22 protein-coding genes are annotated in these 25,312 nt (G+C 70.2%); 9 read left to right on the top strand and 13 right to left on the bottom strand.

Translation table 11 applies throughout. The annotated features are described in order from the left end of the window. Positions 1–7: 7 nt before the first annotated feature. Complete coding sequence (locus AC1HFW_RS24315) at positions 8–550, bottom strand: SMI1/KNR4 family protein (RefSeq protein WP_061073218.1); 543 nt, start codon at positions 548–550, stop codon at positions 8–10. A gap of 348 nt (positions 551–898) precedes the next feature. Here AC1HFW_RS24315 and AC1HFW_RS24320 point away from each other — a divergent pair, with 348 nt between their 5' ends. Then, positions 899–2,182 (top strand): ATP-binding protein, encoded by a 1,284-nt coding sequence (locus AC1HFW_RS24320; protein ID WP_479285418.1) that lies wholly within the window; start codon positions 899–901, stop codon positions 2,180–2,182. Positions 2,183–2,191: 9 nt separating this feature from the next. On the opposite strand, the gene AC1HFW_RS24325 is transcribed toward AC1HFW_RS24320, so the two are convergent. Further along, entirely contained in the window at positions 2,192–2,590 is a 399-nt protein-coding gene (locus AC1HFW_RS24325) for a hypothetical protein (RefSeq protein WP_198486592.1), read from the bottom strand. A gap of 211 nt (positions 2,591–2,801) precedes the next feature. Between AC1HFW_RS24325 and AC1HFW_RS24330 the strand changes: the two genes are divergently transcribed. Beyond that, the gene (locus AC1HFW_RS24330; RefSeq protein ID WP_479285419.1) at positions 2,802–4,490 is read left to right on the top strand and encodes a hybrid sensor histidine kinase/response regulator; all 1,689 of its coding nucleotides are present in this window, start codon (positions 2,802–2,804) and stop codon (positions 4,488–4,490) included. Positions 4,491–4,499: 9 nt separating this feature from the next. Here the strand turns inward: AC1HFW_RS24330 and AC1HFW_RS24335 are convergent, their stop codons facing one another. Beyond that, a complete protein-coding gene (locus AC1HFW_RS24335) occupies positions 4,500–5,156 on the bottom strand; it encodes a LuxR C-terminal-related transcriptional regulator (RefSeq protein ID WP_479285420.1) in 657 nt (218 codons plus the stop codon). Between the two features lie 194 nt (positions 5,157–5,350). Between AC1HFW_RS24335 and AC1HFW_RS24340 the strand changes: the two genes are divergently transcribed. After that, the gene (locus AC1HFW_RS24340; protein WP_006391503.1) at positions 5,351–6,898 is read left to right on the top strand and encodes an argininosuccinate lyase; all 1,548 of its coding nucleotides are present in this window, start codon (positions 5,351–5,353) and stop codon (positions 6,896–6,898) included. Positions 6,899–6,958: 60 nt separating this feature from the next. Here AC1HFW_RS24340 and AC1HFW_RS24345 read toward each other — a convergent pair whose 3' ends face one another. The 4 genes from AC1HFW_RS24345 to AC1HFW_RS24360 form a co-directional block, all read right to left on the bottom strand. Continuing rightward, positions 6,959–8,911 carry a WD40 repeat domain-containing protein gene (locus AC1HFW_RS24345; RefSeq protein WP_479285421.1) on the bottom strand — a complete coding sequence of 651 codons (1,953 nt, stop codon included), beginning with the start codon at positions 8,909–8,911 and terminating at the stop codon, positions 6,959–6,961. 72 nt (positions 8,912–8,983) lie between these two features. Beyond that, on the bottom strand, positions 8,984–10,168 hold the full coding sequence (gene prpF / locus AC1HFW_RS24350) for a 2-methylaconitate cis-trans isomerase PrpF (protein WP_241073279.1): 1,185 nt from the start codon (positions 10,166–10,168) through the stop codon (positions 8,984–8,986). 63 nt (positions 10,169–10,231) lie between these two features. Then, a complete protein-coding gene (gene acnD / locus AC1HFW_RS24355; RefSeq protein ID WP_479285422.1) occupies positions 10,232–12,850 on the bottom strand; it encodes a Fe/S-dependent 2-methylisocitrate dehydratase AcnD in 2,619 nt (872 codons plus the stop codon). Further along, positions 12,847–13,557, bottom strand: coding sequence for a GntR family transcriptional regulator (locus AC1HFW_RS24360; RefSeq protein ID WP_061073227.1), 711 nt, complete (start codon positions 13,555–13,557; stop codon positions 12,847–12,849). The genes acnD and AC1HFW_RS24360 overlap by 4 nt, the downstream gene beginning before the upstream one ends. Before the next feature lie 211 nt (positions 13,558–13,768). Between AC1HFW_RS24360 and ykgO the strand changes: the two genes are divergently transcribed. From ykgO to AC1HFW_RS24380, 4 genes are read left to right on the top strand one after another with little or no spacing between them, the layout of a single operon-like run. Continuing rightward, a complete protein-coding gene (gene ykgO, locus AC1HFW_RS24365; protein ID WP_006385796.1) occupies positions 13,769–13,909 on the top strand; it encodes a type B 50S ribosomal protein L36 in 141 nt (46 codons plus the stop codon). 9 nt (positions 13,910–13,918) lie between these two features. After that, a complete protein-coding gene (locus AC1HFW_RS24370; RefSeq protein ID WP_479285423.1) occupies positions 13,919–15,046 on the top strand; it encodes an NAD(P)/FAD-dependent oxidoreductase in 1,128 nt (375 codons plus the stop codon). A 21-nt stretch (positions 15,047–15,067) separates the two neighbouring features. Then, a complete protein-coding gene (locus AC1HFW_RS24375; protein WP_479285424.1) occupies positions 15,068–16,720 on the top strand; it encodes a nucleoside recognition domain-containing protein in 1,653 nt (550 codons plus the stop codon). Positions 16,721–16,738: 18 nt separating this feature from the next. Next, positions 16,739–16,993, top strand: coding sequence for a hypothetical protein (locus AC1HFW_RS24380; protein ID WP_006391496.1), 255 nt, complete (start codon positions 16,739–16,741; stop codon positions 16,991–16,993). Here AC1HFW_RS24380 and AC1HFW_RS24385 read toward each other — a convergent pair. The 4 genes from AC1HFW_RS24385 to AC1HFW_RS24400 all read right to left on the bottom strand — a co-directional run bounded on the left by AC1HFW_RS24385 (position 16,972) and on the right by AC1HFW_RS24400 (position 21,122). Further along, a complete protein-coding gene (locus tag AC1HFW_RS24385; RefSeq protein WP_162876443.1) occupies positions 16,972–17,190 on the bottom strand; it encodes a hypothetical protein in 219 nt (72 codons plus the stop codon). The genes AC1HFW_RS24380 and AC1HFW_RS24385 overlap by 22 nt on opposite strands. Positions 17,191–17,262: 72 nt before the next feature. Further along, the gene (locus AC1HFW_RS24390) at positions 17,263–18,315 is read right to left on the bottom strand and encodes an alginate lyase family protein (protein ID WP_479285425.1); all 1,053 of its coding nucleotides are present in this window, start codon (positions 18,313–18,315) and stop codon (positions 17,263–17,265) included. A 142-nt stretch (positions 18,316–18,457) separates the two neighbouring features. Then, positions 18,458–20,266, bottom strand: coding sequence for a M48 family metalloprotease (locus tag AC1HFW_RS24395; RefSeq protein WP_479285426.1), 1,809 nt, complete (start codon positions 20,264–20,266; stop codon positions 18,458–18,460). Positions 20,267–20,282: 16 nt separating this feature from the next. Continuing rightward, positions 20,283–21,122, bottom strand: coding sequence for an alpha/beta hydrolase (locus AC1HFW_RS24400; protein WP_479285427.1), 840 nt, complete (start codon positions 21,120–21,122; stop codon positions 20,283–20,285). Positions 21,123–21,239: 117 nt separating this feature from the next. Here AC1HFW_RS24400 and AC1HFW_RS24405 point away from each other — a divergent pair, with 117 nt between their 5' ends. After that, on the top strand, positions 21,240–21,680 hold the full coding sequence (locus tag AC1HFW_RS24405) for a hypothetical protein (protein WP_241074174.1): 441 nt from the start codon (positions 21,240–21,242) through the stop codon (positions 21,678–21,680). Here the strand turns inward: AC1HFW_RS24405 and AC1HFW_RS24410 are convergent. Continuing rightward, a complete protein-coding gene (locus AC1HFW_RS24410; RefSeq protein WP_479285428.1) occupies positions 21,677–22,939 on the bottom strand; it encodes an allantoate amidohydrolase in 1,263 nt (420 codons plus the stop codon). The genes AC1HFW_RS24405 and AC1HFW_RS24410 overlap by 4 nt on opposite strands. A gap of 5 nt (positions 22,940–22,944) precedes the next feature. Continuing rightward, on the bottom strand, positions 22,945–24,300 hold the full coding sequence (locus AC1HFW_RS24415; RefSeq protein ID WP_006391485.1) for a dihydroorotase: 1,356 nt from the start codon (positions 24,298–24,300) through the stop codon (positions 22,945–22,947). 101 nt (positions 24,301–24,401) lie between these two features. Between AC1HFW_RS24415 and AC1HFW_RS24420 the strand changes: the two genes are divergently transcribed. After that, positions 24,402–25,298, top strand: coding sequence for a LysR family transcriptional regulator (locus AC1HFW_RS24420; protein WP_479285429.1), 897 nt, complete (start codon positions 24,402–24,404; stop codon positions 25,296–25,298). The last annotated feature ends 14 nt before the right edge of the window (positions 25,299–25,312 follow it).

The following is a 25,312-nucleotide window of genomic DNA, read 5'->3' on the forward strand; positions in this document are numbered from 1 at the left end:
TCGGGCCCTAGGCCATCTTCGCGTAGCTCGCGATCAGGGCCTCGAAGGACGGCGCCACCGGCATGAACCAGCCGTCCTCGATGAAGCCGTCGACCAGCGCGTCCACCGGCTGATCCGTGATCTCGAGGTCGGCATACCCCGGGTACAGCTCGCCGTCGGTGTACATGATGCGGCCCGCATGCCGGCCCTGGTTGATCTCGACGTAGGTACAGAAATCGCCGCCCAGGCCCAGCACCGGCGCGAACGGCAGGAAGGCCGGATTGTGGAAGCCCATGTGCGGCGTCAGCAACGCCAGGTCGAAATCCGGGTCGCCGTTGCCGATGCCGAAGAAGGTGTTCATATCGGCCAGCGCGGGCGAGACGCCGGCGCGGTGGGCCTCGGCGAATTCGAAGCCGAACAGCAGGCCGTTGCTGCGCTTGAGGAAAGCGCGGTAGGCGGCCGAGAGCCGGGTGTGCCAGGCGTCTTCGTAGGCCTGGATCGCGCCTTCCGAGGCGCCATCGAACGTCTTCAGGATCTTGCTGGAACGCAGCAGCTTGTCTAGCGGGTCCATGGGGATTCCAGTCCTTTCGAGAGGGCGGGGACGCCGCAGGGGCGGCGGGCAGCGGACAACGCAACGCCTGGTCAGCATACCTTGCCGCGCCCGTCCTGCCTGTTTCACTTTTTTTCACAAATCCCACACAAAAGGCGGCGGAACGCGGGCGGGCTTGTTCCCTATCATCCCGGGGGCGCGCCCCGCCAGTAGACGCGGGCCCGGCCGTGTGGCCGCCGCGCCACCTTGCCCTCCCGCTGTTTCCCGCTACCCCGCCTGCACCGCCACGCGGGCGCGCCCGCCGCGTCGAACCGTCGGCGCGCGGCCCGAAGGCCATCGATGCTCAAATTTCTCGTTCGCGTTTTCGTCGTGGTTCTGATCAGTCTCGGGGTGGCCTACCAGCTCGTGGACAAAGGCCTGGGCACGCTGTTCCGGCCAGTCGTGGAGAACGTCGCCTTCCAGTCGCTGCGCGGCCAGGTCCATGAACTGCGTCAGCGGCTCGACGACGTCGCGCCGGCGCAGCGCGAAGCGTTGCTGCGCGAGCAGATCCGGCCCTACTACGGCCTGCGGCTGCAACTGCTGAGCCCGGACGAGGTGCGCCTGAACCAGGAAGAACACGAGCAGCTGGAAGTCCTGGGGTTCGTGATGCGGGACGAGTACAGCACCCACCTGGTGCCGCTGCCCGGCAAGCCGGCCCAATGGCTGGAAGTACGCCTGCCGGGCGAAGGCCTGGTCGATACGCTGCTGACCTGGGGCGTGTGGGGGTTCCTGGGGGTCATGGTGGCGATAAGCCTGCTGGCGCTGTGGGCGCTGCCCATGTGGCGCGACATGGACGCGCTGCGCAACGCCGCGCTGCGGATGGGCCAGGGCGAGCTGAGCATGCGCGTGCACCTGTCGCGCATTTCCGGAATCCGTCACGTCGGCGAGAGCTTCAACACCATGGCCGAGCGGATCGCCGCGCTGGTCGAGAACCAGCGCAGCCTGACCAACGCCGTATCGCACGAGCTGCGCACGCCGCTGGCGCGGCTGTCGTTCGAGGTCGATCTGCTGGACCGCGGCGGCCTGCCGGCCCGCCACGGCCGCGTCCTGCGCGATATGCGCGCCGATATCTCGGAGCTGGAAAGCATGGTGGCCGAACTGCTGGTGTACGCACGCCTGGAACGGCCCACCGAGGAAACCGTGCAGCTCGAAACGGTGGATACGCGCGACTGGCTGGGCGAGGCGCTGGCCCAGGTGGCGCACCAGGCCGAGGCGCGCAATGTGCGCTGCGTGGTGGCGCCCGACCCGCCGCCGCATGTGCGCCTGAATCCGCGCTACATGAGCCGGGCCCTGCTGAACCTGGTGCAGAACGCGGTGCGCTATGCGCGCGGCCGCATCGACATCGCGTTGACGCAGCGCGCCGAGGGCGGCTTCGAGCTGGTGGTGGACGATGACGGGCCGGGAATCGCCGCGGCCGACCGCGAGCGCATCTTCGAACCCTTCATCCGCCTGGATGAAAGCCGCGACCGCGGCACCGGCGGCGCGGGCCTCGGGCTGGCGATCGTGCAGCGGGTGGCGCTGAGCCACCGCGGCAGCATCAGCGTGACCGAGAGCCCGGCGGGCGGGGCGCGCTTCGTGCTGCGCTGGGCCGCCGACCAGGGGCTGCCCGAATAGCGCTGAGCGTCAGCGGCATTCGCCGCGCGCGGTGGCGTCGACCACGGTGCCCGAAGCGTCGGCATAGAACTCATAGATGCAGGTGTAATACCCGCTCTGGTTGCCGGTGCCGGTCTTGGCGGTCAGGACGGTGCTGTTGGGCGTCATGCCCTGGCCCTGCTCGTAGTAGGTGTAGTTGTAGTCGTTGCTGTAGTTCTCGTATTCCTTCCACACGTACTTCGTCTTGCCGGCATCGCCCGACGAGACGGCGTCGGGCTGGCCGAAGCGCTTGGCGACTTTCTGGATCGGCTCGCCGATCCACGATTTGGCATCGCTGCGTGCCTGACTGTCGTAGGCTTCCATGATGCAGCCCGAGAGGCTCATCGAGAGGATCGCTGCCGCGGTGAGTTTGAGGGCCTGTCCTGGCATTTCCGTTTTCTGTTCTCTGTTGGCGCGCCGCGGGAAGGGACGCCCGAAAATGATAAGTGGCGCGCGGGGGCGGGATCAATCATCCGCGGGCCTTCGCGGTGTACTAGTACACCGTGGCGCGGCGGGCGGAATGCGCGCCGCCGGGCCAAAAAGACGGACAATGCCGCTGGGAAACGGCGCGCGCGGCGCGCAACGGAAAAGCCGGGGACGTATGGCGGAGAAGGTCAGGGACACCGAGCGGGCGCAGGCGGGCGTGCGGCTGCTGAGCGCATTGCTGGTGACGGTCTACGCGCCGATCCTGGCCTGGGCCGGGCAACTGCCCGCCGAGCTGGCCACCATCATGGCGATCCATGGCGTGGCGTTCCTGGGCGTGGCGCTGCTGTTGCGCTGGGCCGTCATCCGTTGGCCCGGACACTATCCGGCACGGCGCCTGCTGGCCATGCTGAATGATTACGCGGCGCTGGGCTTTCACCTGATCCTGGGCGGACGGGCGCTGTTGCCGGTCTACGCGGTGGTGCTGTGGATGACCATCGGCTACGGCGTGCGCTACGGATCGCGCTATCTGGTGGCGGCGACCGCCGCGGCGCTGCTGGACCTGGTGGTGGTCGCCAGCCTGACGCCGTACTGGCGCGAGCAGCCCTATGTCACGGTGATGCTGTTCCTGACGACGCTCATCGTGCCGGCCTACACATACTTTCTGTTGCGCAGCAACGAAAGGTCGCATGCCCGCGAGCGCGAGGCGACGCAGGCCAAGACCCGGCTGCTGGCGCAGGCCAGCCACGACCTGCGCCAGCCCATCCATTCGATCGCGCTGTTCGCGGACTGCCTGCGCGATGAAAACCTGAACGGCCACCAGCGCCACCTGGTCGACAGCATCGACCGTTCGCTGCACAGCGTCTCGCACCTGTTCCGCTCGATCCTGGACAGCTACACGCTGGACAGCGGCAAGCTCGAGCCCAGGATCGAGGCGGTGCGCGTGGGCGATGTGCTGGACACGGTGGTGCGCGACAGCCGCGACGGCCTGGGCCTGGGCGCCGATGCGCCGATCCGCGTGCGCGCCGGCGCCCACCTGGTCCGGACCGATCCGCACCTGCTCGGCACCATCGTGCAGAACCTGGTGTCCAACGCCGTCAAGTACGGCGAGGGGCGCGGCGTCCTGGTGGCGGCGCGCCGCCGCGGGCGCACGCTGGCCCTGCAGGTGCATGACCGTGGCCGCGGCATCCCGGAGGCGAACCAGGGCATGGTGTTCGACGAGTTCTACCGGGTGAGGCGGCCGCGCGACAGGGATATCGAAGGGCTGGGGCTGGGCCTGTCGATCGTCAAGCGGCTGTGCGGCCTGCTCGGATTGCGCGTGAGCCTGCGTTCGCGGCTGGGACGCGGCACCACGGTCACGGTCGAGGGATTCGAACTGCTGGACCGTGCGCCGCCCGAAGGAGCGCGGCGCACGGCGGCGCAGGCGAGCGTGCTGAACGGGTTGCGGGTGCTGCTGATCGAGGACGACGCCAACGTGCTGATGGCGACGGCCATGCTGCTGGAGCGCTGGGGCTGCGTGGTCGCCAGGGAAGTCTCGTTGCCGGCGGCGCCGGCCGACTGCGATGTGATCATCAGCGACTACGACCTGAATGCCGAGGTGACGGGCGCGGAGTGCATCGCGCGGGTCCGGCAGCGGCTGGGGCGGCTGGTGCCGGCGCTGTTGCTGACCGGGCACGACACCAAGGCGATCCGCGAAGCGGTGGCCGATCCGGCGCTGCCGGTGCTGGCCAAGCCGATCCGCGCGGCGGAACTGCGGTCGTTGCTGACGACGCTGGCGCTGGGGGCGGGGACGACCGATGCCGGGACGCCCGATGCCGGGACGCCCGCAGCGGGGTCGCCCGTCGCCACGATGACATTACGGTCCTGAGGGGGCGCGTCAGGCTGGTCCGCCGCGCGTGACGGCCGCCTGGGCGCCCAACGCCGCCGCCGCCGCGCGCGACGGCACGTTCAGCGCGCGCAGCACGGCCGACACATGGATGCGGACCGTGAACGGCGAGATATGCAGGATCCGCGCGATCTCCTTGTTGGTCAGGCCTTCGACCAGCATCGCCAGCACATCGCGCTGCCGCTGCGTGAGGCTGGCGATGGCGTCTGACAGGTCGGTGTCGCCGGACAGGTTCGGCCTGTTGTACTTGACCACCAGATCGCCCGCCCGCACCGCCAGGATGGCTTCGCCGATCTCCGCGGGCGATACCGATTTGCCGATGAAGCCGTCCGCGCCGGCGGCCATGACCGCGTCGATCTTCTGCGTGTCGTTGATGACCGAGACCACGATCAGCGAGCTGCGCGGGCACAGCCGCCGCAGGTCCGAGATCCAGTCGAGGTTGCTGCTCTCCGGGAACAGCAGGTCCAGTATCAGCGTGTCCGGCGGGCCGTCGCGCTGGATCAGCGCGAAGACTTCGTCGAGGCGGCCGGCCTCGCCCACCGCGGCGGCCGGAGCGATGCGCCGAATGATCTCGCACATGCCCATGCGGAACGTGGGGTGATCGTCGGACACCAGGAATCGTTCGGGTGAACCGGATGCATCTGTCATGGCGCTGGGCCCCTCCTGCCTGTGCCCGTTGGAATTTTTTCCGCATGTTATGCGCAGCGCCGGGGTTTCGGCGCATGCCAGGGGCCCCTGGTCGAGAACTGTTACGTTTTCGAAAATTGCATTTTCATGCGCAAGCCGAGCAAAAATGGTGTTTCATACGGGGGTTTCCTTTCCCCCCTCATAACGAGAACGCCATGAGACATTTCCTGCCCGCCCTGGGCGCAGCGCTAGTCCTTTCCCTCGGCGCCCACGCCGCGTCGGCGCAGCAGGCGCCCGCCGCCAGCGCCGCCGCCAAGCCGGCGCGCGATCCGTTTTTCTGGCTCGGGGAGATCAACAAGGCGACGGCGGTGATCAACACCGACGAAGGGCTGCTGGACAAGTCCATGGCGCCCCGGCTGGCCGCGGGCGTGGCGAAGGTAATCAACGACGGCAACCAGCCCGGCGCCAAGCGTCCGGCCAGCGTCATCACCTTCGAGCCGCTGCTGATCAAGGCCGCGGGCGAGGACGTGACGCTGCTGCACGCCGGCCGTTCCAGCCAGGACATGCACGCCACCTACCGCAGCGCCATCCTGCGCGACAAGCTGCTGGAACTGGCGGACCAGTTGAACGCCACGTCGCGGACGCTGGTGGAGCTGGCGGCCAAGCACGCCGGCACCATCGTGCCCAACTACACCAACGGCGTGGCGGCCCAGCCCAACAGCTATGGCCACTATCTGCTGGGCCAGGCGGCCGGCCTGGAGCGCGATGCCCAGCGCATCCGCGAAGCCTACGCGCGCATCGACCGCTCGCCCATGGGCACGACGGTGCTGAACGGCACCAGCTGGCCGCTGGACCGCAAGCGCATGGCGCAGTACCTGGGCTTCACCGCGCTGGTGGACAACGCCTATGACGCCTCGCAGATCTCGTCGATGGACCAGCCGGTGGAAGTGGCGTCGATCGTCACCAGCATCGCGCTGCGCACCGGCAACTTCGTCGAGGATGTGATGACGCAGTACGCGCAATCGCGGCCCTGGATCTTGCTGGAAGAGGGCGGCGGCAACACCTACGTGTCCAGCGCCATGCCGCAGAAGCGCAATCCAGGCCTGCTCAACGACACGCGCAGCGACGCCTCGACCGCGGTGACGCTGGCCATGGGGCCGGTGATCCAGACGCACAACATCACCCCGGGCATGAGCGACCCGAAGGACGTCAAGCAGAACTCGGCGATGGTCGATGCCGGCATCTCCGCGCTCAAGCGCTGGGACCGCGTGCTCAAGGCCATGGTGATCAGCCCGGACCGCGCGCTGGAGGAACTGAACAGCGACTGGACCGCGTCCCAGGAACTGGCCGACGTGCTGATGCGCAAGTACAAGCTGCCGTTCCGCGACGGCCATCACTTCGCCTCCGAGGTCGTGAGCTACGCCAAGACCAACAACATCAAGCCGCTGGACTTCCCGTATGACCAGGCGCGCCGCATCTACGCCGAGGCCATGAAGGGCTCGAAGTACCCGAACGAGCTGCCGATGAGCGAGGCCGAGTTCCGCTCGACGCTGGACCCGGTGGCGATCGTCAAGAACCGCGCTACCAGCGGCGGTCCGCAGCCGGCGGAAATGGAGCGCATGATCAAGCAAGCGCGCGAGCAGTTGGCCGCGCAGGACAAGTGGATCAAGGATCGCCGCGCCCACATCGCCGATTCGCTGGCCAGCCTGGACAAGGCGTTCGACGCGCTGGTGGCCAGCGCGCCGAAGGACAAGGGCCAGTAAGCGGGTTCAGCCGGCGTGGCGCGGGACATCAAGCGATGTCCCGGGCCGCGCCCGCTCACTTCAGCGGCAGGCCATCGAGTAGCCGCAACGGATCTGGTCGGGCAGGTCGCGGCCCTGCGCGGGGTCGATCGCATCGGCCGGCGCGTTCCACGCGATCAGCTGCGCCACGTCGTTGTTGCCGACCGGCCGGGCGTAGATCCACAGCCGGTCTCCCGCCCACGAGAACGCCAGCGCGCTGACGCTGTATTCCTTGGGCGCGCGCAGGTTGGCCAGCAACCGGCCTTGCGCCATGTCCACCACTACCACCGTGTTGTCGGCGCCGCTCAGGGCCAGCAAGCGGCCGTGGGCGCTGCGCGCGGCCGCCGAGGTGTAGTAGACGGCGGGGGTCTCCAGGTCGAAGCGGGCATGGCCCGTGCGCAGGTCGATGGCGCGCAGGCGCCGGCCCTCGGGCGTTTCCGCGATGGCCACGGCCCAGTCGCCGCGCCGGCTGCCGAAAACCAGCTTGGGCGTCGCGGTCCGGATGGTGGCGGCCACCCGCGCGGTGGCGGGGTCGATGCCGTAGCCGTCGCGGTCGGCGGCCCAGAACAGGCCGTCGCCGAAAGCGATGGCCTCGCTCGGCACCCATGGCAGCGCCTGTTCCAGCGTGTCGCTGGCATCGCGCCGCAGCGAGGCATCCCAGTGTTGTTCGCGCCAGCGTCCCTGCGGCGTCATGGCGTACAGCATGTCGCCCAGGCGCAGCGCCACGCCGCCGGCGGCGGGCAGGGTCCAGTCGTCGATCTGCCGGTCGGGCAGTCGCGGGCTCAGGGCGTGGGACACGGCGCCGCGCTGGCCCGGGCGCCAGGCCAGCAGGGTGCGGCTGCCGTCGTCGCGAAAACCCAGCGCCCAGACTTGGCCGTCGGCGCCGATCTTGAGGGCGTGCGCCTGGCCGAAGCCCACGGTGGCTTCGCGCTCGATGGCGGTCACCGCCTTGTCGCCGGGCCGCGTGGCGGGGTCCGCGGCGGCCATGCGCGGCACGAAACGCTGGGTGGCCGTGCCGGAAGCCAGCAGGCTGCCGTCGGGCAGCGCCAGCAGGCGCCAGCCATCGTTGTCGTAGCGTCGCAGGTCGGATTCGTCGGCCGGCAGGCGGATGCCGGACACGGCCGTTTCGGGCAGCGAGGCCGCGGCGGGGGCGGGCGCCTCCGGGGCCGTGGCGCGGCCGCGCGCGTAGGCATCGAAATAGGCCTGCATCAGGTGGTCGGCGTCGTTTTCCGGCAGGGCCCGCAGGCGTTGCGCCAGGCCGTCCAGGTAGCGGGCGAGGGCGGCGTCGGCGTGCTCGACGCTGTCGCTGTTGTATTCGATGTGCGGGTCGGGAAAGCAGGTCACGCCGACCATGCAACGGGTCAGGCGGAAATGGCGCGTGACGGTGGTGGCGGTGCCGCCGTACCAGACCAGCGTCAGCGCGTCGCGGCCGGTCAGGCCAGAGAGATCCATGACCGTGCCGTAGTCGGCCTGGGTGCGGCTGGATTTGCCGCGTTCGCGCTGGAACGACCAGCGCGCCACTGGCGCCGAGAAGAACGGCAGCGCCCTGATGTTTTCGGGGGAATGGTCGGGCTGGCGGGCGATGGCGGCGCGGAACGCGTCCTGCTCGTCGCGGGTGATGACGCCGCCCGCCAGCGCCTTGGCAAGGATTGGGCCGGCGGCCTGTCTGGCCTGCTGGTCCAGCGCCTGTTTCAGCGCGGGCAGATGGCGGGCGCCGATCTCGGGCCAGTAGAACTCCATGGACGACAGCGGTCCGCTGTCGTCACGGCCCTGGAAGCCGCCCAGGTCCCTGCCGGCCAGGCCTTGTTCCAGGTCGCCCTTGACCGTCGCGTACGGTTGGGGAATCAGGTAGTAGCGGCCCTGCGTGTAGGTGGCGCCGGGCAGGGGCTGCATCAGGATCGGGGCCGATCCCGCGCTGGCGGAAAGCAGCAGCGCCGCGCTGGCCAGGACGCGTTTGAATCGGCGTAGCGCGCGCGAGGCGCCGGGTTGTGCCATGGACGGTTCCGTCGGTGGGGAAGGGGCTGCGGCAGAGGATACCGCAGCCCGCGCCCGCCAACGGCCGTGGCGTCAGAACCCGGTGGGCGGAATGTGCACGCGGCCTTCCATCAGCACGCGCGCGCTGCGGCTCATGATGGCCTTGGTGACGGTCCATTCGCCGTCGACCAGTTGGGCCTGCGCGCCGACGCGCAGCGTGCCCGACGGATGGCCGAAGTTGACCTGGTCGCGCTGTCCGCCGCCGGCGGCCAGGTTGACCAGCGTGCCGGGCACGGCCGCGGCGGTGGCGATGGCGACCGAGGCGGTGCCCATCATGGCGTGGTGCAGCTTGCCCATGGACAGGGCGCGCACCAGCACGTCGATGTCGCCGGCGCCGATCTGCTTGCCGCTGGACGAGGTGTAGGCCTTGGGGCTGGCCACGAAGGCGACCTTGGGCGTGTGCTGGCGCGCGGCCGCGTCTTCCAGTTTCTGGATCAGGCCCATGCGCAGCGCGCCGTGGGCGCGGATGGTCTCGAAGCGGGCCAGCGCGGCGGCGTCGCCGTTGATGTCGTCCTGCAGTTCGGTGCCGCTGTAGCCCAGGGCCTGCGCGTCCAGGAAGATGGTGGGGATGCCGGAGTTGATCATGGTGGCCTTGAAGGTGCCGATGCCGGGCACTTCCAGGTCGTCCACCAGGTTGCCGGTGGGGAACATCGAGCCGCCGTCGCCTTCCTCGGCCGGGTTCATGAATTCCAGCTGCAGTTCGGCGGCCGGGAAGGTCACGCCGTCCAGCTCGAAGTCGCCGGTCTCCTGCACCGCGCCGTCGGTGATGGGCACGTGGGCGATGATGGTCTTCTGGATGTTGGCCTGCCAGATGCGCACCACGGCGATGCCGTTGCGCGGCACGCGGGCCGGATCGACCAGGCCGTTGCTGATGGCGAAGGGGCCGACGGCGGCCGACAGGTTGCCGCAGTTGCCGCTCCAGTCGACGAAGGCCTGGTCGATCGAGACCTGGCCGAACAGGTAGTCGACGTCGTGTTCCGGCCGGCTGCTCTTGCCGATGATGACGGTCTTGCTGGTGCTGGAGGTGGCCGCGCCCATGCCGTCGATCTGCTTGCCGTAGGGGTCCGGGCTGCCGATGACGCGCATCAGCAGCGCATCGCGCGCCGGGCCCGGCACGCGGGCGGATTCGGGCAGGTCGTCGAGCTTGAAGAACACGCCTTTGCTGGTGCCGCCGCGCATGTAGGTGGCGGAAATCTTGATCTGGGGGGCATGGGCCATGGGGCAGTCCTGATGTCTTGGGTGGGGAGGGCGGGCGCCGCGGCGCCCGCCATGCAGTGGGTGTCAGCCGGCCTTCTTGGTCGAACCGGCGGCCGATTCGGCTTCCAGGAAGTCCTGCGCGAAGCGTTGCAGCACGCCGCCGGCCTCGTAGATCGACACTTCTTCCGCGGTGTCGAGGCGACAGGTCATCGGCACCTGCAGCGTCTCGCCGTCGCGGCGATGGATGACCAGCGTCAGGTCGGCGCGCGGCTTGCGCTCGCCCACCACGTCGTAGCTCTCGGTGCCGTCCAGGCCCAGCGTCTTGCGGTTCACGCCCGGCTTGAATTCCAGCGGCAGCACGCCCATGCCGATCAGGTTGGTGCGGTGGATGCGTTCGAAGCCTTCGGCGGCGATGGCCTCGACGCCGGCCAGGCGCACGCCCTTGGCGGCCCAGTCGCGCGACGAGCCCTGGCCGTAGTCGGCGCCGGCCACGATGATGAGCGGCTGCTTGCGGTCCATGTAGGTCTCGATGGCTTCCCACATGCGCATTTCGCGGCCTTCCGGTTCCACGCGGGCCAGCGAGCCCTGCTTCACGTTGCCGTCGGCGTCCTTGACCATCTCGTTGAACAGCTTGGGATTGGCGAAGGTGGCGCGTTGCGCGGTCAGGTGGTCGCCGCGGTGGGTGGCGTAGGAGTTGAAGTCTTCTTCCGGCAGGCCCATCTTGTGCAGGTATTCACCGGCGGCGCTGTCCATCAGGATGGCGTTGGACGGCGACAGGTGGTCGGTGGTGATGTTGTCGCCCAGCACGGCCAGCGGCAGCATGCCGCGCAGCGTGCGTTCGCCGGCCAGGGCGCCTTCCCAGTACGGCGGGCGGCGGATGTAGGTGCTCTGCGGGCGCCAGGCGTAGAGCGGATCGACCGCGGCGTCGCGCTCGTTGCGCAGCCCGAACATGGGCGCGTAGACCTTGCGGAACTGTTCCGGCTTGACGGCCGCCTTGACCATGGAGTCGATCTCTTCGTCGCTGGGCCAGATGTCCTTCAGGCGGATCTCGCGGCCGTCGGCGCCCGTGCCGAGCACGTCGCGCTCGATGTCGAAGCGGATGGTGCCGGCGATGGCGTAGGCCACCACCAGCGGTGGCGATGCCAGGAAGGCCTGCTTGGCGTAGGGATGGATGCGGCCGTCGAAGTTGCGGTTGCCCGACAGCACGGCGGTGGCGTACAGGTCGCGGTCGATGATTTCCTGCTGGATCACCGGGTCGAGCGCGCCCGACATGCCGTTGCACGTGGTACAGGCGAAGGCGACGACGCCGAAGCCGAGCTTTTCCAGGTCTTCGGTCAGGCCGGCCTCGTCCAGGTACAGGGCCACGGCCTTGGAGCCGGGCGCCAGCGAGCTCTTGACCCACGGCTTGCGCGCCAGGCCGGCGCGGTTGGCGTTGCGCGCCAGCAGGCCGGCGGCGATGACGTTGCGCGGGTTGCTGGTGTTGGTGCAGCTGGTGATGGCGGCGATGATGACGGCGCCGTCGGGCATCAGGCCCGGCTGGTTCTCGACGGTGCCGGCGATGCCGCGCTCGGCCAGGTCGGCCACCGGCAGGCGGCGGTGCGGGTTGGACGGACCGGCCAGGGTGCGCACCACGGTCGACAGGTCAAAGCGCAGCACGCGCTCGTATTCGGCGGTCTTGAGGCTGTCCGACCACAGGCCGGCGGTCTTGGCGTAGGTTTCCACCAGCGCGATCTGCTCGTCCTCGCGGCCGGTCAGGCGCAGGTAGTCGATGGTCTGCTGGTCGATCGAGAACATCGCGGCGGTGGCGCCGTACTCGGGCGCCATGTTCGAGATGGTGGCGCGGTCGCCCAGCGTCAGGCTGGCGGCGCCTTCGCCGTAGAACTCCAGGTAGGCACCGACCACCTTTTCCTTGCGCAGGAATTCGGTCAGCGTCAGCACCACGTCGGTGGCGGTGATGCCGGGGCCGGCGCGGCCGCTCAGTTCGACGCCGACGATGTCGGGCAGGCGCATCCACGAGGCGCGGCCCAGCATCACGTTCTCGGCTTCCAGGCCGCCCACGCCGATGGCGATCACGCCCAGCGCGTCGACGTGCGGGGTGTGGCTGTCGGTGCCGACCAGCGTGTCGGGGAAGGCCACGCCGTCCTGCGTGTAGATCACCGGCGACATCCGCTCCAGGTTGATCTGGTGCATGATGCCGTTGCCCGGGGGCACCACTTCGATGTTGCGGAAGGCCTGCTTGGTCCAGTCGATGAAGTGGAAGCGGTCTTCGTTGCGGCGGTCTTCCACCGCGCGGTTCTTGGCGAAGGCGTCGGGGTCGTTGCCGCCGTATTCCACGGCCAGCGAGTGGTCGACGATCAGCTGCACCGGCACCACCGGGTTGACCTTGGCGGGGTCGCCGCCCTTCTCGGCGATGGCGTCGCGCAGGCCGGCCAGGTCGACCAGCGCGGTCTGGCCGAGGATGTCATGACAGACCACGCGGGCCGGATACCACGGGAAATCCAGGTCGCGGCGGCGTTCGATCAGCTGCTTGAGCGCGTCGGTCAGCATCGCCGGATCGCAACGGCGCACCAGGTTCTCGGCATGCACGCGCGAGGTATAGGGCAGGCGGTCGTAGGCGCCGGGGGCGATGGCGTCCACGGCGGCGCGCGCGTCGAAATAGTCCAGGCGGGTGCCTTGCAGGGGCTTGCGATAGGATTTGTTCATGCCTCGGTGCGCTTCAGGTTGCCCTGAGCGATCTGTTTTTCAATGTTGAGACGGGATGCGCGGATGTGGCGGCGCATCAGGAGTTCAGCCAGCTCGCCATCGCGGTCGGCGATGGCGTCCAGAATGCGGTGGTGCTCGGCATACGACTGCCGCGGGCGGTTTGGGGTGGTCGAGTACTGGATACGGTACATCCGCGCCAGCTGGTAGAGCTCGTCGCACAGCATGCGGAACAGCATCTGATTGCCGCTGCCTTTGACGATACGGTAGTGGAAGTCGTAGTCGCCCTCCTGCTGGTAATAGCCGATGCCGGCCTGGAAGGCTTCGTCCTTTTCGTGGGCGTGCAGCACCTGGCGCACCTGCTCGACTTCGGCCGGCGCCATGCGCTCGGCCGCCAGGCGGCAGGCCATGCCTTCGAGCGATTCGCGGATTTCGTAGAGTTCGGCCAGTTCCTGCGGGCTGAGCGACACCACGCGGGCGCCGGCATGCGGCACCCGCACCAGTAGTCGCTGGCCTTCGAGCCGGTGCAGGGCCTCGCGCAGCGGGCCGCGGCTGACGCCGTGGATGCGCGCCAGTTCCGGCTCGGAAATCTTGCTGCCGGGGGCGATCTCGCCTTTGACGATGGCGGACTGGATCTTGCGGAAAATCTGTTCCGCCAGGGTCTCGCTGTCGTCGGGCGCGGCGCCGGGAAGCGTCAGCACTTTGCTCATGGTGTCAACAATCTTGGGTTTTCGGTACCGAAAAACCGATTTGGGACGCCGTTGGGCGCTTTGATTGTCAACAATTTACCCTTGCTCTTCGGCAGGCGCAAGACCGTCCAAACCTGCGGCGTGACAAATAGAATGTTATTACATATCATTCTTGTTGGCCGGCGGCCGCTCAGGGCCGCTCTCCCCGTTCCATTCCTTGCCGGAGCCCCGCATGAAAGTCCTTTCCTCCCTCAAAGACGCCAAGACCCGCCACCGGGACTGCCAGGTGGTCAAGCGCCGCGGGCGCATCTACGTGATCTGCAAATCGAATCCGCGCTTCAAGGCGCGCCAGGGCGGCGCCAAGCACAAGTAGCGCCGCATCGTGCCCGCGAAAGTACTCGAGGTCGCCGTGGTCGGCGCCGGGCCGGCCGGCATCGGCATGGCCGTGGCCCTGCGGCGCCATGGCGTGAACCGGATGGCCGTGATCGACCGGCATCAGGTGGGGGCGTCGTTCCTGTCCTGGCCGCAGGAGACGCGCTTCATCACGCCCTCGTTCTACAGCAATCCGTTTGGCCTGGCCGACCTGAACGCGGTCACCGAGACCAGTTCGCCGGCCCTGACGGCGGGCATGGAACACCTGGACGGGCCGCGCTATGCGCAGTACCTGGCGCGGGTGGCGCAGGCGCACGACCTGCCGCTGGCGCTGGGCTGCGACGTCACGGCGCTGACGCGCGGCGCGCGCGGCGAATTCCAGCTCGACACCTCCAAGGGCCTGGCGCTGGCCCGCACGGTGGTGTGGGCCACCGGCGAATACCAGTACCCCGACCTGCGGCCTTTCGCCGGCGCGGCCGATTGCGTGCATTACGCCGAAGTCGACAGCTGGTCCGCGTTCGAGGCCGATGAATACCTGGTGATCGGCGGCTACGAGAGCGGGGTGGATGCGGCGGTGAACCTGGCGGCCAACGGCGCGCGGGTGCGCCTGCTGGCGCGCAAATCCACCTGGGACCCGGCCAGTCCGCACGATCCGAGCCTGTCGTTGTCGCCCTACAGCCGCCAGCGGCTGTACCGGGCAATGGACAGCGGCCGGCTGGAGATCTCGTTCGGCGTCAACGTGATCGAAGTGCGCCGGACGGCGGCGGGCTTCAGGGTGTGCGCCGAGGACGGGCAGACCTTCGCCAGCGCGAATCCGCCGATCCTCGGCACCGGTTTCCTGCGCGGCGGCGGCGCGCAATTGATCCGCCCGTGTTTCGACTGGACGCCCGACGGCCGGCCGGTGCTGAGCGCGCACGATGAATCGACCCTGATGCCGGGCCTGTTCCTGGCCGGGCCGCAGGTGCGCCAGGACCGGCGCATCTACTGCTTCATCTACAAGTTCCGCCAGCGCTTCGACGGCGTGGCGCGCATGATCGCGCAGCATCTGGGCCTGCCGCCGCTGCAGGCGGCCGAGGCCGCCCGCGCGTGGGGGCCGTTCGGCAACGCCGATTGCTGCGACGAGGCCTGCGAATGCTGACCGCGCCGGCGGGTGAACGCGATGCGGCACGACGCCACTGAGCCGGCCGAGGCGGTCGTGGTGCTGGCCGGCCTGGAGAACGCGGGCAAGTCGGCGCTGTTCCGCGGCCTGACGGGCCAGGCGGTCGGCGACGAGAGCAACGTGGCCGGTTCCACCGTGGCCTGCCGCGAGGCGGCCTTGGCGGGCGCCGCGATGCGCGTGGTGGACACGCCGGGCGTGCGCCTGCGCGGCGACAGCGCCGCCACCCGGCTGGCCCTGGCGCGCATGGCGCCGGCCGCGGTGGTGGCGGTGGTGATGCGCGCGACCGACACGGCCGACCTGATGCGCGAGGTGCTGGCCGCGCTGCATGGCGCCCACCGTATCTGCGTGGTGCTGACGTTCGCGGACAAGTGCGATGACGCGCCCGGCTTGGCGGCGCGCTGCGGCGCGGCGCTGGGCGTGCCGGTGGCGGTCATCAATGCGCGCACGCCGGCGGCGCAGGAACTGGCGGCGGTGCGTCATGCGCTGGCCGGCGCGGTGGCCTTGCCGGTGCTGCCGGCCAGGCCCGTGCTGTGGCACGCGCCGCTGGCGCGCCGGCCGCAGCGCACGCCGTTCGAGCACGCCATGTGGGGGCCGTGGTGGGCGCTGCTGGTGTTGCTGTTGAGCTTTGCGCTGCCGGTTTACCTGGCCTACGGCCTGTCGGGCGGGTTGCAGCCGTGGGCCGACGCGGCGCTGATCGAACCGTTGAGCCGCGCGCTGGCGTCAGCGCCGCCGGCATTGCAGACGCTGCTGGTGGGCGGCTACGGCCTCGTCAGCCTGGGGCTGTATTCGTTCATCTGGGCCTTTCCCGTGGTGGCGCTGATCGGCCTGGCGATGGCGCTGACCGAGGAAAGCGGCCTGAAGGACCGCATGACCGCGGCGCTCGATCCCGCGCTCAGGCACATCGGCCTGAGCGGGCGCGACCTGGTGCCGGTGCTGTCGGGCTTCGGCTGCAACGTGGTGGCGACGTTCCAGAGCCGGGCGTGCTCGGCCTGCACGCGGCGCGCCTGCGTCAGCCTGATCGCGTTCGGCTCGGCCTGCAGCTACCAGATCGGCGCGACGCTGTCGGTGTTCGGCGCGGCCGGGCGGATGGGGCTGTTCGCGCCCTACCTGTTGCTGCTGTTCCTGGTGGGGGCGGCGCACACGCGCCTGTGGCATGGCGCGTTGCCGGCCGAGGCCGCCGCGCCGCTGCCGGGCAAGGCCTATCTGCAATGGCCGTCGTGGCGCGGCGTGGCATGGCGCCTGCGCGCGGTGGTGGCGCAATTCCTGAAGCAGGCGATGCCGGTGTTCCTGTTGATCTGCGTGGTGGCGTCGCTGCTGGACGGGCTGGGCGCGTTGCAGGCGCTGGCGTCGCTGTTGCGCGCGCCGATGGCCGCGCTGGGCCTGCCGGCGGACGCGGCGACGGGCGTGGTGTTCTCGATCCTGCGCAAGGACGGCCTGCTGGCGTTGAACCAGGGCCAGGGGGCGCTGCTGGCCCGCCTGGATGCGGCGCAGATGTTCGTGCTGGTGTGGCTGGCGTCGACCTGTTCGGCCTGCCTGGTGACGCTATGGACGGTCGGGCGCGAATTGGGCGCGCGCCACGCCTGGGGCCTGGCCGGGCGCCAGGCCGTGACCTCGCTGGTCTCGGCCTGGCTGCTCGCGCAGGCATTGACCTGATTGCCCGGAGAAACGGAAATGATCCCTGAAACCTACGCGCAGTGGCATCGCTGCATCACGGTCGACTGCGGCCTCGCATTGACCCCGGCCTTCATCGCCCAGCGCCTGGCGGCGATGGCGGACCCGCAATCGGAGGAGACGTTGCGCTTTCGCCGGCTCTACGGCGACGCGCATTGGCAGCGCGTGCAGCGCTGGTTCAAGCTGGCGAACGATCCAGCGGCCGCGGCGGGCGCGGCCGCCGGCCAGGGCGCTCAGGGGCCGGTGTCCGGATAATTCGGGCCGGCGTCGTGGAAGCCGCCGCTGCTGTAGGGGTTGACCGCGCCCGGATGCGGCGGGCCGCCCGGACCCAGTGAGGAACAGCCGCCCAGTATCAGCAGGGCGGCCAGCAGGGCGAGTGTGCGAGTGGCGGTGGCTTGCATGGTGATCTCCGGCGGCTGCCCCTCGGCGGCCGCATACAGCATATTCGTCACGATCCAGTTTACGCCTGGCGCGGTCGGCCGGCATCAGCGCGATGCGCGGGCCGCCCGGGCGGCGCGCCGGCGTCAGGAGCGGGGCAGGATGCCGTGGGTCGCCATCAGCGTCAGGTCGCCGCCCAGGCGCGGTTCGTCGAACGGCCCGGCGGCGTGCAGGGCGTCGAAGACGTGCGCATCCGGCGCATGGCGGCGGTAGAACTCGACCCACCCGGTGAATCCGTGCGGCTGCCGGTCTTTTTGCGCCACGCCGGCCTGGCGCGCGAACCAGTCGCTGTCGCGGTAGCCCTCGGCCACGCGCCGCGCCAGCCGGTCGAGCGCGCCATCGCGGTAGCCATACCAGTCCTGGCCGTCCTCGTGGGCCAGTTCGGCCATCGTCACCAGCGGCGCGGCGGCATAGTCGTGATAGTGCAGCGCGCGGGCGCCGAGCGCCATTTCCATCGGCAGGCTGCCGTCGGCCTGGATGTCGTCGATGCCCTTGCGGTAGATCGCCTGCGCCGTGCGCAGCAGGCCGGCGTCGCGGGTGGCGAGGGCGGTCGCCATGATGCCGACGCCGGTCCAGTAATAGTGGTTATTGCGTTTGTGCCTGGGATCGTCCCAGTAGGCAAGGTTGGCGCGCGATAGCTGTTCGAGCCAGGGAGCGATGAGGCCGCGCTGCGCCGGCGTGGCCAGCGGCAGGGTCTTGAGATAAGCCATGGCGGCCGCGCCGTGGGTCCATTCGCGCAGGTAGTCGGCCTGGTCGTTGTTGCCGTGGATCATGCGGCCGAGCATGGCGCCGTCCTTGGCCCAGGCTGCCAGCCACGTCAGCGCGCATTGGCCGGCGGCGGCGTCGCCATGGGCCAGGTAGGCATCGGACAGGTCGGCGACGCGGCGGGCGTAGTCGTTCAGCGGCCGGGTCTGGGCCTGGTTGCGGGCCTGCAGCGCGGGGTCGATCTTCGAGTGGGCGGGGTCGGTGTAGTAGCCCGTGCCTTCGAGGTCGCGCGGACCGGGCGGCGCCGGCTCGCACTGTGGTGGCGCGGCCAGCGCCTGGGCGCATAGCAGCATCAGCGGCAGGCAGGCGGCGTAGCGCCAGCGCGCGACGGCGGGCAGGGCGCCGCCACGGAATGGGGACGAAACAGAACGCATCGCGGGTGCCTTTGCCCGGTCGGGCCGATTGCCGTTCACCCGCCTGCCCCGGGGGGGCGGTGGTGACCGCCGGCCTGCCGAAAAGGCGTGGTGTGGTGAATCGACCGCGCGTCGGGCGGAAAGTTGCACGGCGCGCCGCGCGTCAGGCCGGGCGGCGCACGCGCGCCTGTTCGACGCACCACGCCAGCCGGGGATCACCGGCGGCCATGATGTCGGCCTCCACGTCCAGGCGCAGGCGCGGCAGCAGCCGGCCCAGCAGTTGTTCGCAGTCGCGCCGCAGGTAGCTGGGTTCGCCGGTGAGGCGGCCGATGAGGCGCAGCAGGGCGGCGTCGCGCGCCAGCACCAGCAGCTGATAGCGGCCGCCGGCGGCGGGGCGCAGCAACCAGGCGCCGGTGGCGATGCGCAGCAACGGGTCGAGCGTGTCGGCCAGCTTGCCGAGCTCGGCGGGCGACAGGTCGTGCGGATCGTAGCCGTCCGCCGCCTCTGCGCGCGCGGGGGATTGCTGCAGGGCGTCGGCCTGGCGGCGGTAGTCCTCGGCCAGTGCTTGGTCGTCCGCGCGCAGGGCCGCCAGGCTGAGCTGGCGCAGGCTTGGCAACTGCTGCGGGCCGGCGTGGGCCGCGGCGCGGCGCCAGAGGTCCGCGGCTTGCCGTGGATGCCCCTCGCGCAGGCGGCAGCGCGCCAGCTGGGCCAGCAGGGCGGGATGGTCGGGCGCCTGCCGCAGCCCGTCCTCGGCCAGCGCGGCGGCGCCCGGGGTGTCGTTGTCCAGCGTCTCCCGCAGCCAGGCGCAGCGCGCGATCTCATCGGCCGACAAGGCGCGGATGCGGCGCTTGCGCAGCAGGTCGTGATACTGCGCGGTGAGCGCTTCCCGCTCCTGGCGGACCTGCTCTGCCTCGTCGGCCGATTGCGCCGCGCAGCGCTGGTCCAGCCGGACTGCCAGGGCCTCGCGCTGCGCGGGCAACCAGGCCTGGGCCGCGTTGGGGGCGGCGCGGCGCCACGGCAGCGACCGGTTTGGATCGGCCGGCAACGCGGTCAGGCGATCCGCCAGCGACGGGTGCGTGTCGCCGTGGCCAGTGGTGGCGCAGAGCGCGCCATGCAGCCAGACGCGGGCCTCGGCTTCGTCGATGGGGGCGGCGAGCGGGCCGTGCGCGGCCAGCGCCGCGTAGGGCCGTGGCGGCTCATCGCCGGCGGCGAGCAACGCCGGCCAGGCGTCGCGCAGCGCCCGCCCTTGCAGCGCCATCGCCGACAGCGCCTCGGCCGTCGCCGCCTGGCCGCAGACACGCGCGGCCTCGGCGTCGGCCTGCGCCTCGCATTGGCGGGCGAAGTCCAGGCTGACCTGCAGGAAGCGCGGCACGTACCAGGCCACGAACAGCCGCAGCGGCGCGTTCGACAGGCGCCGGCGCCGGTCCAGCCGCAGGCTGACGTCCTGCCATTGCAGGCGCGCGAAATACACGCGGCTGGCGTAGCGGCCGTGGCGCCTCGCGATGTGCGCGGTTTCATGCGCCAGGATGGCGCGGCACGCCGCCGGGGACAGCATTTCGAGCAGCGGTTGCCCCAGCCACAGGACGTTGCGCGTCCTGCCGCCCAGCTTGCGGTGCTGGCGGATGGCGGCATTGAATTCGCCGTCCAGATAGACCGCGTCCAGCGGCGGCGCGGCCAGGGCGGCGCGCAGGCGGTCGAGTTCCTCGAACAGGCCGGGCGCGTCGTCGCGGCGCAGCGGCAGGCCGTCCTCGGGGTTGTCGGCCGTGGCGCTGAACGGCGTCTTGAGCATGATGACGCCGGAGACCAGGGCGGGCAGCGTGAGCGCCACGCCCAGGACGGCGGCGGCGCTGGGCAGCAGGGCCCAGGCCAGCAGCGGCAGCGCGCACAGCGCCGCGCCGGCGGCCAGCAGCGCGCCGTCGCCCAGGGCCAGCCAGGCGCCGATGCGCAGTCGTTGCAGGGTGAAGCGGGTCATGGCGTGACGGGTCCTCCTAGTCGCCGGCCCGGCGCCGCGACTGCGCGTCGATGAAGGCGAGGATGGCCCGGGTTTCGTCATTGTCGCCGCCGACGTCGGCGTTGATCTGGCCGTGGTTGCGCGCGACCGGCAGCACCTGCGCCTGGCCGCCGTGCTCGATCAACCGCTGCGCATAGTCGCGCGAACGCTGGCACGACTGCGGCCGCAATGATGAACAGACCAGCAGCGTGGGCGGATTGGCATCGCTCAGTTGCGCGGCGGGCGAGGCGGCGCGCCATTGCGCCGGATCGCTGCCGAACGCCTTGTCGTAGAACCCGGCGTGTTCCGCGGCCATGATGCGCGGCAGGTCGAAGGGCGTGCCGTCCAGGATGATGCTGGCCAGCCACGGCGTCACGCCGGCGCGCTGGCGCATGGGGGCGTCGGCGGCCAGCAGGGCGAGCAGGTGGCCGCCGGAGGAATGCCCCATCAGCAGGATGCGGCCGGGATCGGCGCGCCAGCCGGCGGCCTGGCGCTGAATCCAGGCGACCGCCAGCCCCAGGTCTTCGGCCTGGGCCCGCGGCGGCGCGTCGGGCAGCAGGCGGGTATTGACCGAGACGACCACGAAGCCCAGCGGCAGCCAGCGCGCCACCTTGTCCTGGATGAACACGGGCTCGGCCTTGTCGCCGTGGAGCCAGGAACCGCCGTGCACCAGCACCAGGATGGGGGCAAGCGGCGCGGCGGGCGTGGCGGGCAGGTAGACGTCGGCCAGTTGCGCGGCGTCCGGCCCATAACGCTGGTCCGTGAGCGTGGCGGCCGACGCCGGGCCGGGCGGCAGGCAGAGCAGCACGAGCAGGCAGAACAGGCGGATGGCGGACATGGCGGCGGCGCGGTGGTCGGGATGCCGGGTAATGTAGCCCGGCGGCCGCGCGCGTGGGCGACGTGGGGCGGCTTTGTGGCATGCTGCGGGCTGCCCGCCGTTTCCCGACCATCACCCATGTCCAGATTGCTGTCGCGCCTGTGCGATTTCCTGTTGTTCTTCGCCACGGCGTCGCTGTTCGGCGCCTGCCTGACCGCCAAGCTGCGCACGGGCAGCTATGGGCTGGAAATTCCCGATGCGCCCTATCTGTACGAGCGCGCCGATTTCTTCCTGGACGCGGCGGTCGCCGGGCTGGCCGCGACGGCGGCCCTGGCGCTGGCGGAGCGATTGTCGCGCGGCCGGCTCCCGGCGCTTGGGCGCGTCGCGCTCGTCGCGGTGGCCGCGTTGCTCGCGATCTACCTCGGGCCGCCGGACCCCCAGGTGTTCGGCAACACCTGGGCGCGCTGGGAGGCGACCTTCGAACTGTTCCTGGGCCAGTGGGATATCGCGTTGCCGCTGGCGCTGGCCGCCGCGGCGGTGCGCGGCGCCTTGCGCGGGGCGGCCGGATCGCGGCGCTAGCCGCGCAGCCTGCGATCCAGTTCCAGCACGGTCTGGTACAGCACGCGGGTGCCGTCCAGCAGCTGCGCCGGCTCGATCCATTCCTCGGGGCAGTGGCTGCGCCCGTTCAGGCAGGGGATGAAGATCATGCCGATGGGGCCGGTGGGCGCCATGTAGACGGCGTCGTGGCCGGCGCCGCTGGGCAGGCGCATGTTGGCGTAGCCGAGCTGGTCGGCGGCCGTCTGCACCGCGTCCATCACCAGCGGCGTGCAGTCGGTGGGCTGGGCCCGGCTCAGTGGCACGAAGCCGGCAGTCAGGCGCAGCGCCTTCAGGTCGGCGGCCACGCCGGCCATCAGCGTTTCGGGGAAGGCGTCGAGCACGGCGTTGTTGTCGCTGCGCATTTCCAGCGTCAGCTCGACGCGGCCGGGCACGGCGTTGGCGGCGTTGGGCGTCATGGCGAGCTTGCCGACGGTGGCGACCACGTAGTGCGGATTGCCGCTGGCGGCGCTGGCCTGGCGGCTGGCGGCGTCGATGATGCGGGCCGCGCCGACCAGGGCGTCGCGGCGGATGTCCATGGGCGTGGTGCCGGCGTGGTCGGGCTGGCCTTCGACCGTGATCAGCACGCGGCGGATGCCGACGATGTTGGTGACCACGCCGATCGGCAGCTGGCGGCTTTCCAGCACGGGGCCTTGCTCGATGTGCAGTTCGACGAAGGCGGCGGTGCCGTCCGCGCCGCGCAAGGGCCGGGCCAGCGCGGCCGGGTCGCCGCCGATGCGGGCGATGCCTTGCGCCAGCGTCTCGCCGTCGGCGTTGCGGGCGGCCAGCATGTCGGCGCTGAGCTGGCCGCTCAGGGCGCGGCTGCCGACGCAGGAGATGCCGTAGTCGCTGGGCTCTTCCGATAGGAAATCGATGACCTCGAACGGGTGGTCCAGTTCGATGCCGTGTTCCTGCATCGTATGGGCGACCTCGATGCCGGCCAGCACGCCGATGATGCCGTCGAAGCGGCCGCCGCTCATGACGGTGTCGCAGTGCGAGCCGGTGGCGATGGGTTTGCGTTGCGCGCTGCGGCCGGCGCGGGTGCCGACCAGGTTGCCGCCGGCGTCCAGGCGAGTGGTCAGGCCCGCGGCCTCGAATTCACCGCGCAGCCACTCGCGCGCCTCGAGGAACAGCGGCGAGAACGCGCGGCGGGTCCAGGGCTGGTCGGGCAGGGTGTAGCGCGACAGGGTCTCGACGCGCGCCCAGAGGCGCTCGGCGTTCAACGGAGGAAAGGACATGGCCATGCCCTTCACGCCTTGCGCGGACGCAGGAAGCGACCGTCGCCCTTGTTGTTGACGATGCGGCGGCCGTCGTAGACCTGCTGGCCGCGGCACCAGGTGCCGGCCACGCGCACGGTGAATTCGCGGCCTTCGAACGAGCTCCATTGCACCGCCGACAGGCTGGTGGACGGATCGTAGGCATGGCGTTCCGGCGTCAGGATGACGATGTCGGCGTCCTTGCCGACGTCCAGCGTGCCCTTGCGGTCGTCCAGCAGGAAGTGGCGCGCGGGGTTGTCGCACAGCTGGCGCACCACCATCGAGGGCGAGATGCCGTGTTCCTCGCAACCGGTCCAGAAGGCCGGCAGCAGCGTTTCCAGGCCCGGGCCGCCGGACGAGTTCTTGAAGACGTTGGGGTTCTGCTTGCGCTCCAGGCCCCAGCTGACGTGATCCGACGACACGAAGGTGCATTCGTCGTTGGCGATGTGGGTCCACAGCAGGTCGACCTCGGCCTTGGGGCGGATCGGCGGATAGTGCTTGGTCTTGGCGCCGAAGCGGCGGGTGTGTTCCTCGTGGTTCAGCATCAGGTACTGCACGCAGGTCTCGATACTGGCGCGGTGGCCGTTGCGGCGGAACATGTTGCAGATCTCGAAGCCGCGCGACGTGGACACGTGCACCGCGTGGGCGCGGGCGCCGGTCTCGGCGCCGATCTCGTAGATCAGCGCGGTGGCCAGGTTCTCGATCAGCGGCGTGTGGGCGCGCATGAAGGCGTCCCAGCCGGTGTCGTCGGCCTCGATCAGGCGCGCGATGTTCTTGCGCGTCATCTCCTGCATCTGGTTGTGCACGCCGCACACCAGGCCGGACGGCGCGATCAGTCGGAAGGCCTCGTACAGGTCGTCTTCCTCGATGCGCGGGAAGCGGCCGGGCGTGGCTTCGAAGGTGGAGAACTTGAAGGCACAGACGCCGCCCTCGATCAGGCCGGCGGCGGCGGCCAGGCCGTGTTCCTTGTTCAGGGTGCCGAACAGCGCCACGTCGACGTGGCAGTCGCGCTCGACCTCGGCGATCTTGGCGTCCAGGTGCGGGCGCGAGGCGACCGGTTCGGGATCGTCGTAGGGCATGTCGACCATGACCGTGACGCCGCCGGCGGCGGCGGCGCGCGAGGCCCAGCCCAGGCCTTCCTGGTTGGCCTGGCTGCCGGAGTGCACCTGGCCATCGACCACGCCGGGGATGATCCACTGCCCGCTGGCGTCGACGCTGTCGCGTGCCGCGGGGGCGGCGCCGGTGCCGCGCGCGGCGATCCTGCCGTCCTGTACGGCCAGCCAGCCGTTTTCCACGATGCCGTGCGGATCGACGATATTGCCGCGCACCACCCAATCGAAATCGCTCATGACCACTTCCATCCAATGAAGAACTGAAGGGCAGTGTAGTAAGCACGATTCAAAACGTCTTATGCTTATATGTGCATGGGAATTAACATCAGGTTAAGCATATGAAATTGAATCTGCGCCAGATCGAGGTCTTCCGCGCCATCATGTTGAGCGGCTCGATCAGCGGCGCCTCCAAGCTGCTGTTCGTGTCGCAACCCGCCGTCAGTCGGCTGATCGCCTACACCGAGCAGCGCCTGGGCCTGATGCTGTTCGAGCGCATCAAGGGGCGGCTGTACCCCACGCCCGAGGCGCGGCGGCTGTTCGTCGAGGTGACCGCGCTCTACCAGAACGTGCAGCGCGTCAACGAGGTGGCCGACAACCTGGCCGAGAACCGCGAGGGCCAGCTGCGCCTGTCCTGTAGCCCGAGCCTGGGCCAGTCGCTGCTGCCGCGCGCCATCGCTCGCTTTCGCCAGCTGCACCCGGAAATCCGCATCGTGCTGCAGACGCTGATCCCGGCGGTGATGGAGCAGTCGCTGCTGACCCAGCAGGTGGAGCTGGGCGTGGCCTACATGCCGGTGAACCATCCCAGCCTGGTCACCCGGCCGCTGTACGAGAACCGCATCGTGGCGGTACTGCCGGCCGGCCATCCGCTGGCCGGCCGCCGCCAGGTGACCGCCGCCGAACTGGCGCGCGAACCGCTGATCGGCTACAGCGCCGACATTCCCTTCGGCATGCTGGTGCACAAGCTGTTCGGCACCGAGGACGCGCAGCCCGAGCCGCGCATCGAGGTGCAGCAGGCGCACGTGGCCTGTGCGCTGGTGCAGGCCGGCGCCGGCGTGGCGCTGGTGGACGAGATCACCGTGGCCGGGCCGATCTGGTCGGACGTGGTGACGGTGTCGATCGCCGACACGGTCAACGCGCCGGTCAATGTGTTCCACCTGCAATTGCAGCCGCTGTCGCGCCTGGCGCAGGCCTTCATCGACGTCCTGGTGACGCTCGACCAGCCCGTTTCCCCCTGAGCTTTGCCGCCGCG

It is taken from the genome of Achromobacter sp. ISS7 (genome assembly GCF_056523125.1).

Excerpts from the sequence above, each read along its gene's own strand:
- AC1HFW_RS24315 (WP_061073218.1), bottom strand. The coding sequence starts at position 550 with ATGGACCCGCTAGACAAGCTGCTGCGTTCCAGCAAGATCCTGAAGACG.
- AC1HFW_RS24325 (WP_198486592.1), bottom strand. The coding sequence starts at position 2,590 with ATGCCAGGACAGGCCCTCAAACTCACCGCGGCAGCGATCCTCTCGATG.
- AC1HFW_RS24330 (WP_479285419.1), top strand. The coding sequence starts at position 2,802 with ATGGCGGAGAAGGTCAGGGACACCGAGCGGGCGCAGGCGGGCGTGCGG.
- AC1HFW_RS24335 (WP_479285420.1), bottom strand. The coding sequence starts at position 5,156 with ATGACAGATGCATCCGGTTCACCCGAACGATTCCTGGTGTCCGACGAT.
- AC1HFW_RS24340 (WP_006391503.1), top strand. The coding sequence starts at position 5,351 with ATGAGACATTTCCTGCCCGCCCTGGGCGCAGCGCTAGTCCTTTCCCTC.
- AC1HFW_RS24345 (WP_479285421.1), bottom strand. The coding sequence starts at position 8,911 with ATGGCACAACCCGGCGCCTCGCGCGCGCTACGCCGATTCAAACGCGTC.
- prpF (WP_241073279.1), bottom strand. The coding sequence starts at position 10,168 with ATGGCCCATGCCCCCCAGATCAAGATTTCCGCCACCTACATGCGCGGC.
- acnD (WP_479285422.1), bottom strand. The coding sequence starts at position 12,850 with ATGAACAAATCCTATCGCAAGCCCCTGCAAGGCACCCGCCTGGACTAT.
- AC1HFW_RS24360 (WP_061073227.1), bottom strand. The coding sequence starts at position 13,557 with ATGAGCAAAGTGCTGACGCTTCCCGGCGCCGCGCCCGACGACAGCGAG.
- ykgO (WP_006385796.1), top strand. The coding sequence starts at position 13,769 with ATGAAAGTCCTTTCCTCCCTCAAAGACGCCAAGACCCGCCACCGGGAC.
- AC1HFW_RS24375 (WP_479285424.1), top strand. The coding sequence starts at position 15,068 with ATGCGGCACGACGCCACTGAGCCGGCCGAGGCGGTCGTGGTGCTGGCC.
- AC1HFW_RS24380 (WP_006391496.1), top strand. The coding sequence starts at position 16,739 with ATGATCCCTGAAACCTACGCGCAGTGGCATCGCTGCATCACGGTCGAC.
- AC1HFW_RS24390 (WP_479285425.1), bottom strand. The coding sequence starts at position 18,315 with ATGCGTTCTGTTTCGTCCCCATTCCGTGGCGGCGCCCTGCCCGCCGTC.
- AC1HFW_RS24395 (WP_479285426.1), bottom strand. The coding sequence starts at position 20,266 with ATGACCCGCTTCACCCTGCAACGACTGCGCATCGGCGCCTGGCTGGCC.
- AC1HFW_RS24400 (WP_479285427.1), bottom strand. The coding sequence starts at position 21,122 with ATGTCCGCCATCCGCCTGTTCTGCCTGCTCGTGCTGCTCTGCCTGCCG.
- AC1HFW_RS24405 (WP_241074174.1), top strand. The coding sequence starts at position 21,240 with ATGTCCAGATTGCTGTCGCGCCTGTGCGATTTCCTGTTGTTCTTCGCC.
- AC1HFW_RS24410 (WP_479285428.1), bottom strand. The coding sequence starts at position 22,939 with ATGGCCATGTCCTTTCCTCCGTTGAACGCCGAGCGCCTCTGGGCGCGC.
- AC1HFW_RS24415 (WP_006391485.1), bottom strand. The coding sequence starts at position 24,300 with ATGAGCGATTTCGATTGGGTGGTGCGCGGCAATATCGTCGATCCGCAC.
- AC1HFW_RS24420 (WP_479285429.1), top strand. The coding sequence starts at position 24,402 with ATGAAATTGAATCTGCGCCAGATCGAGGTCTTCCGCGCCATCATGTTG.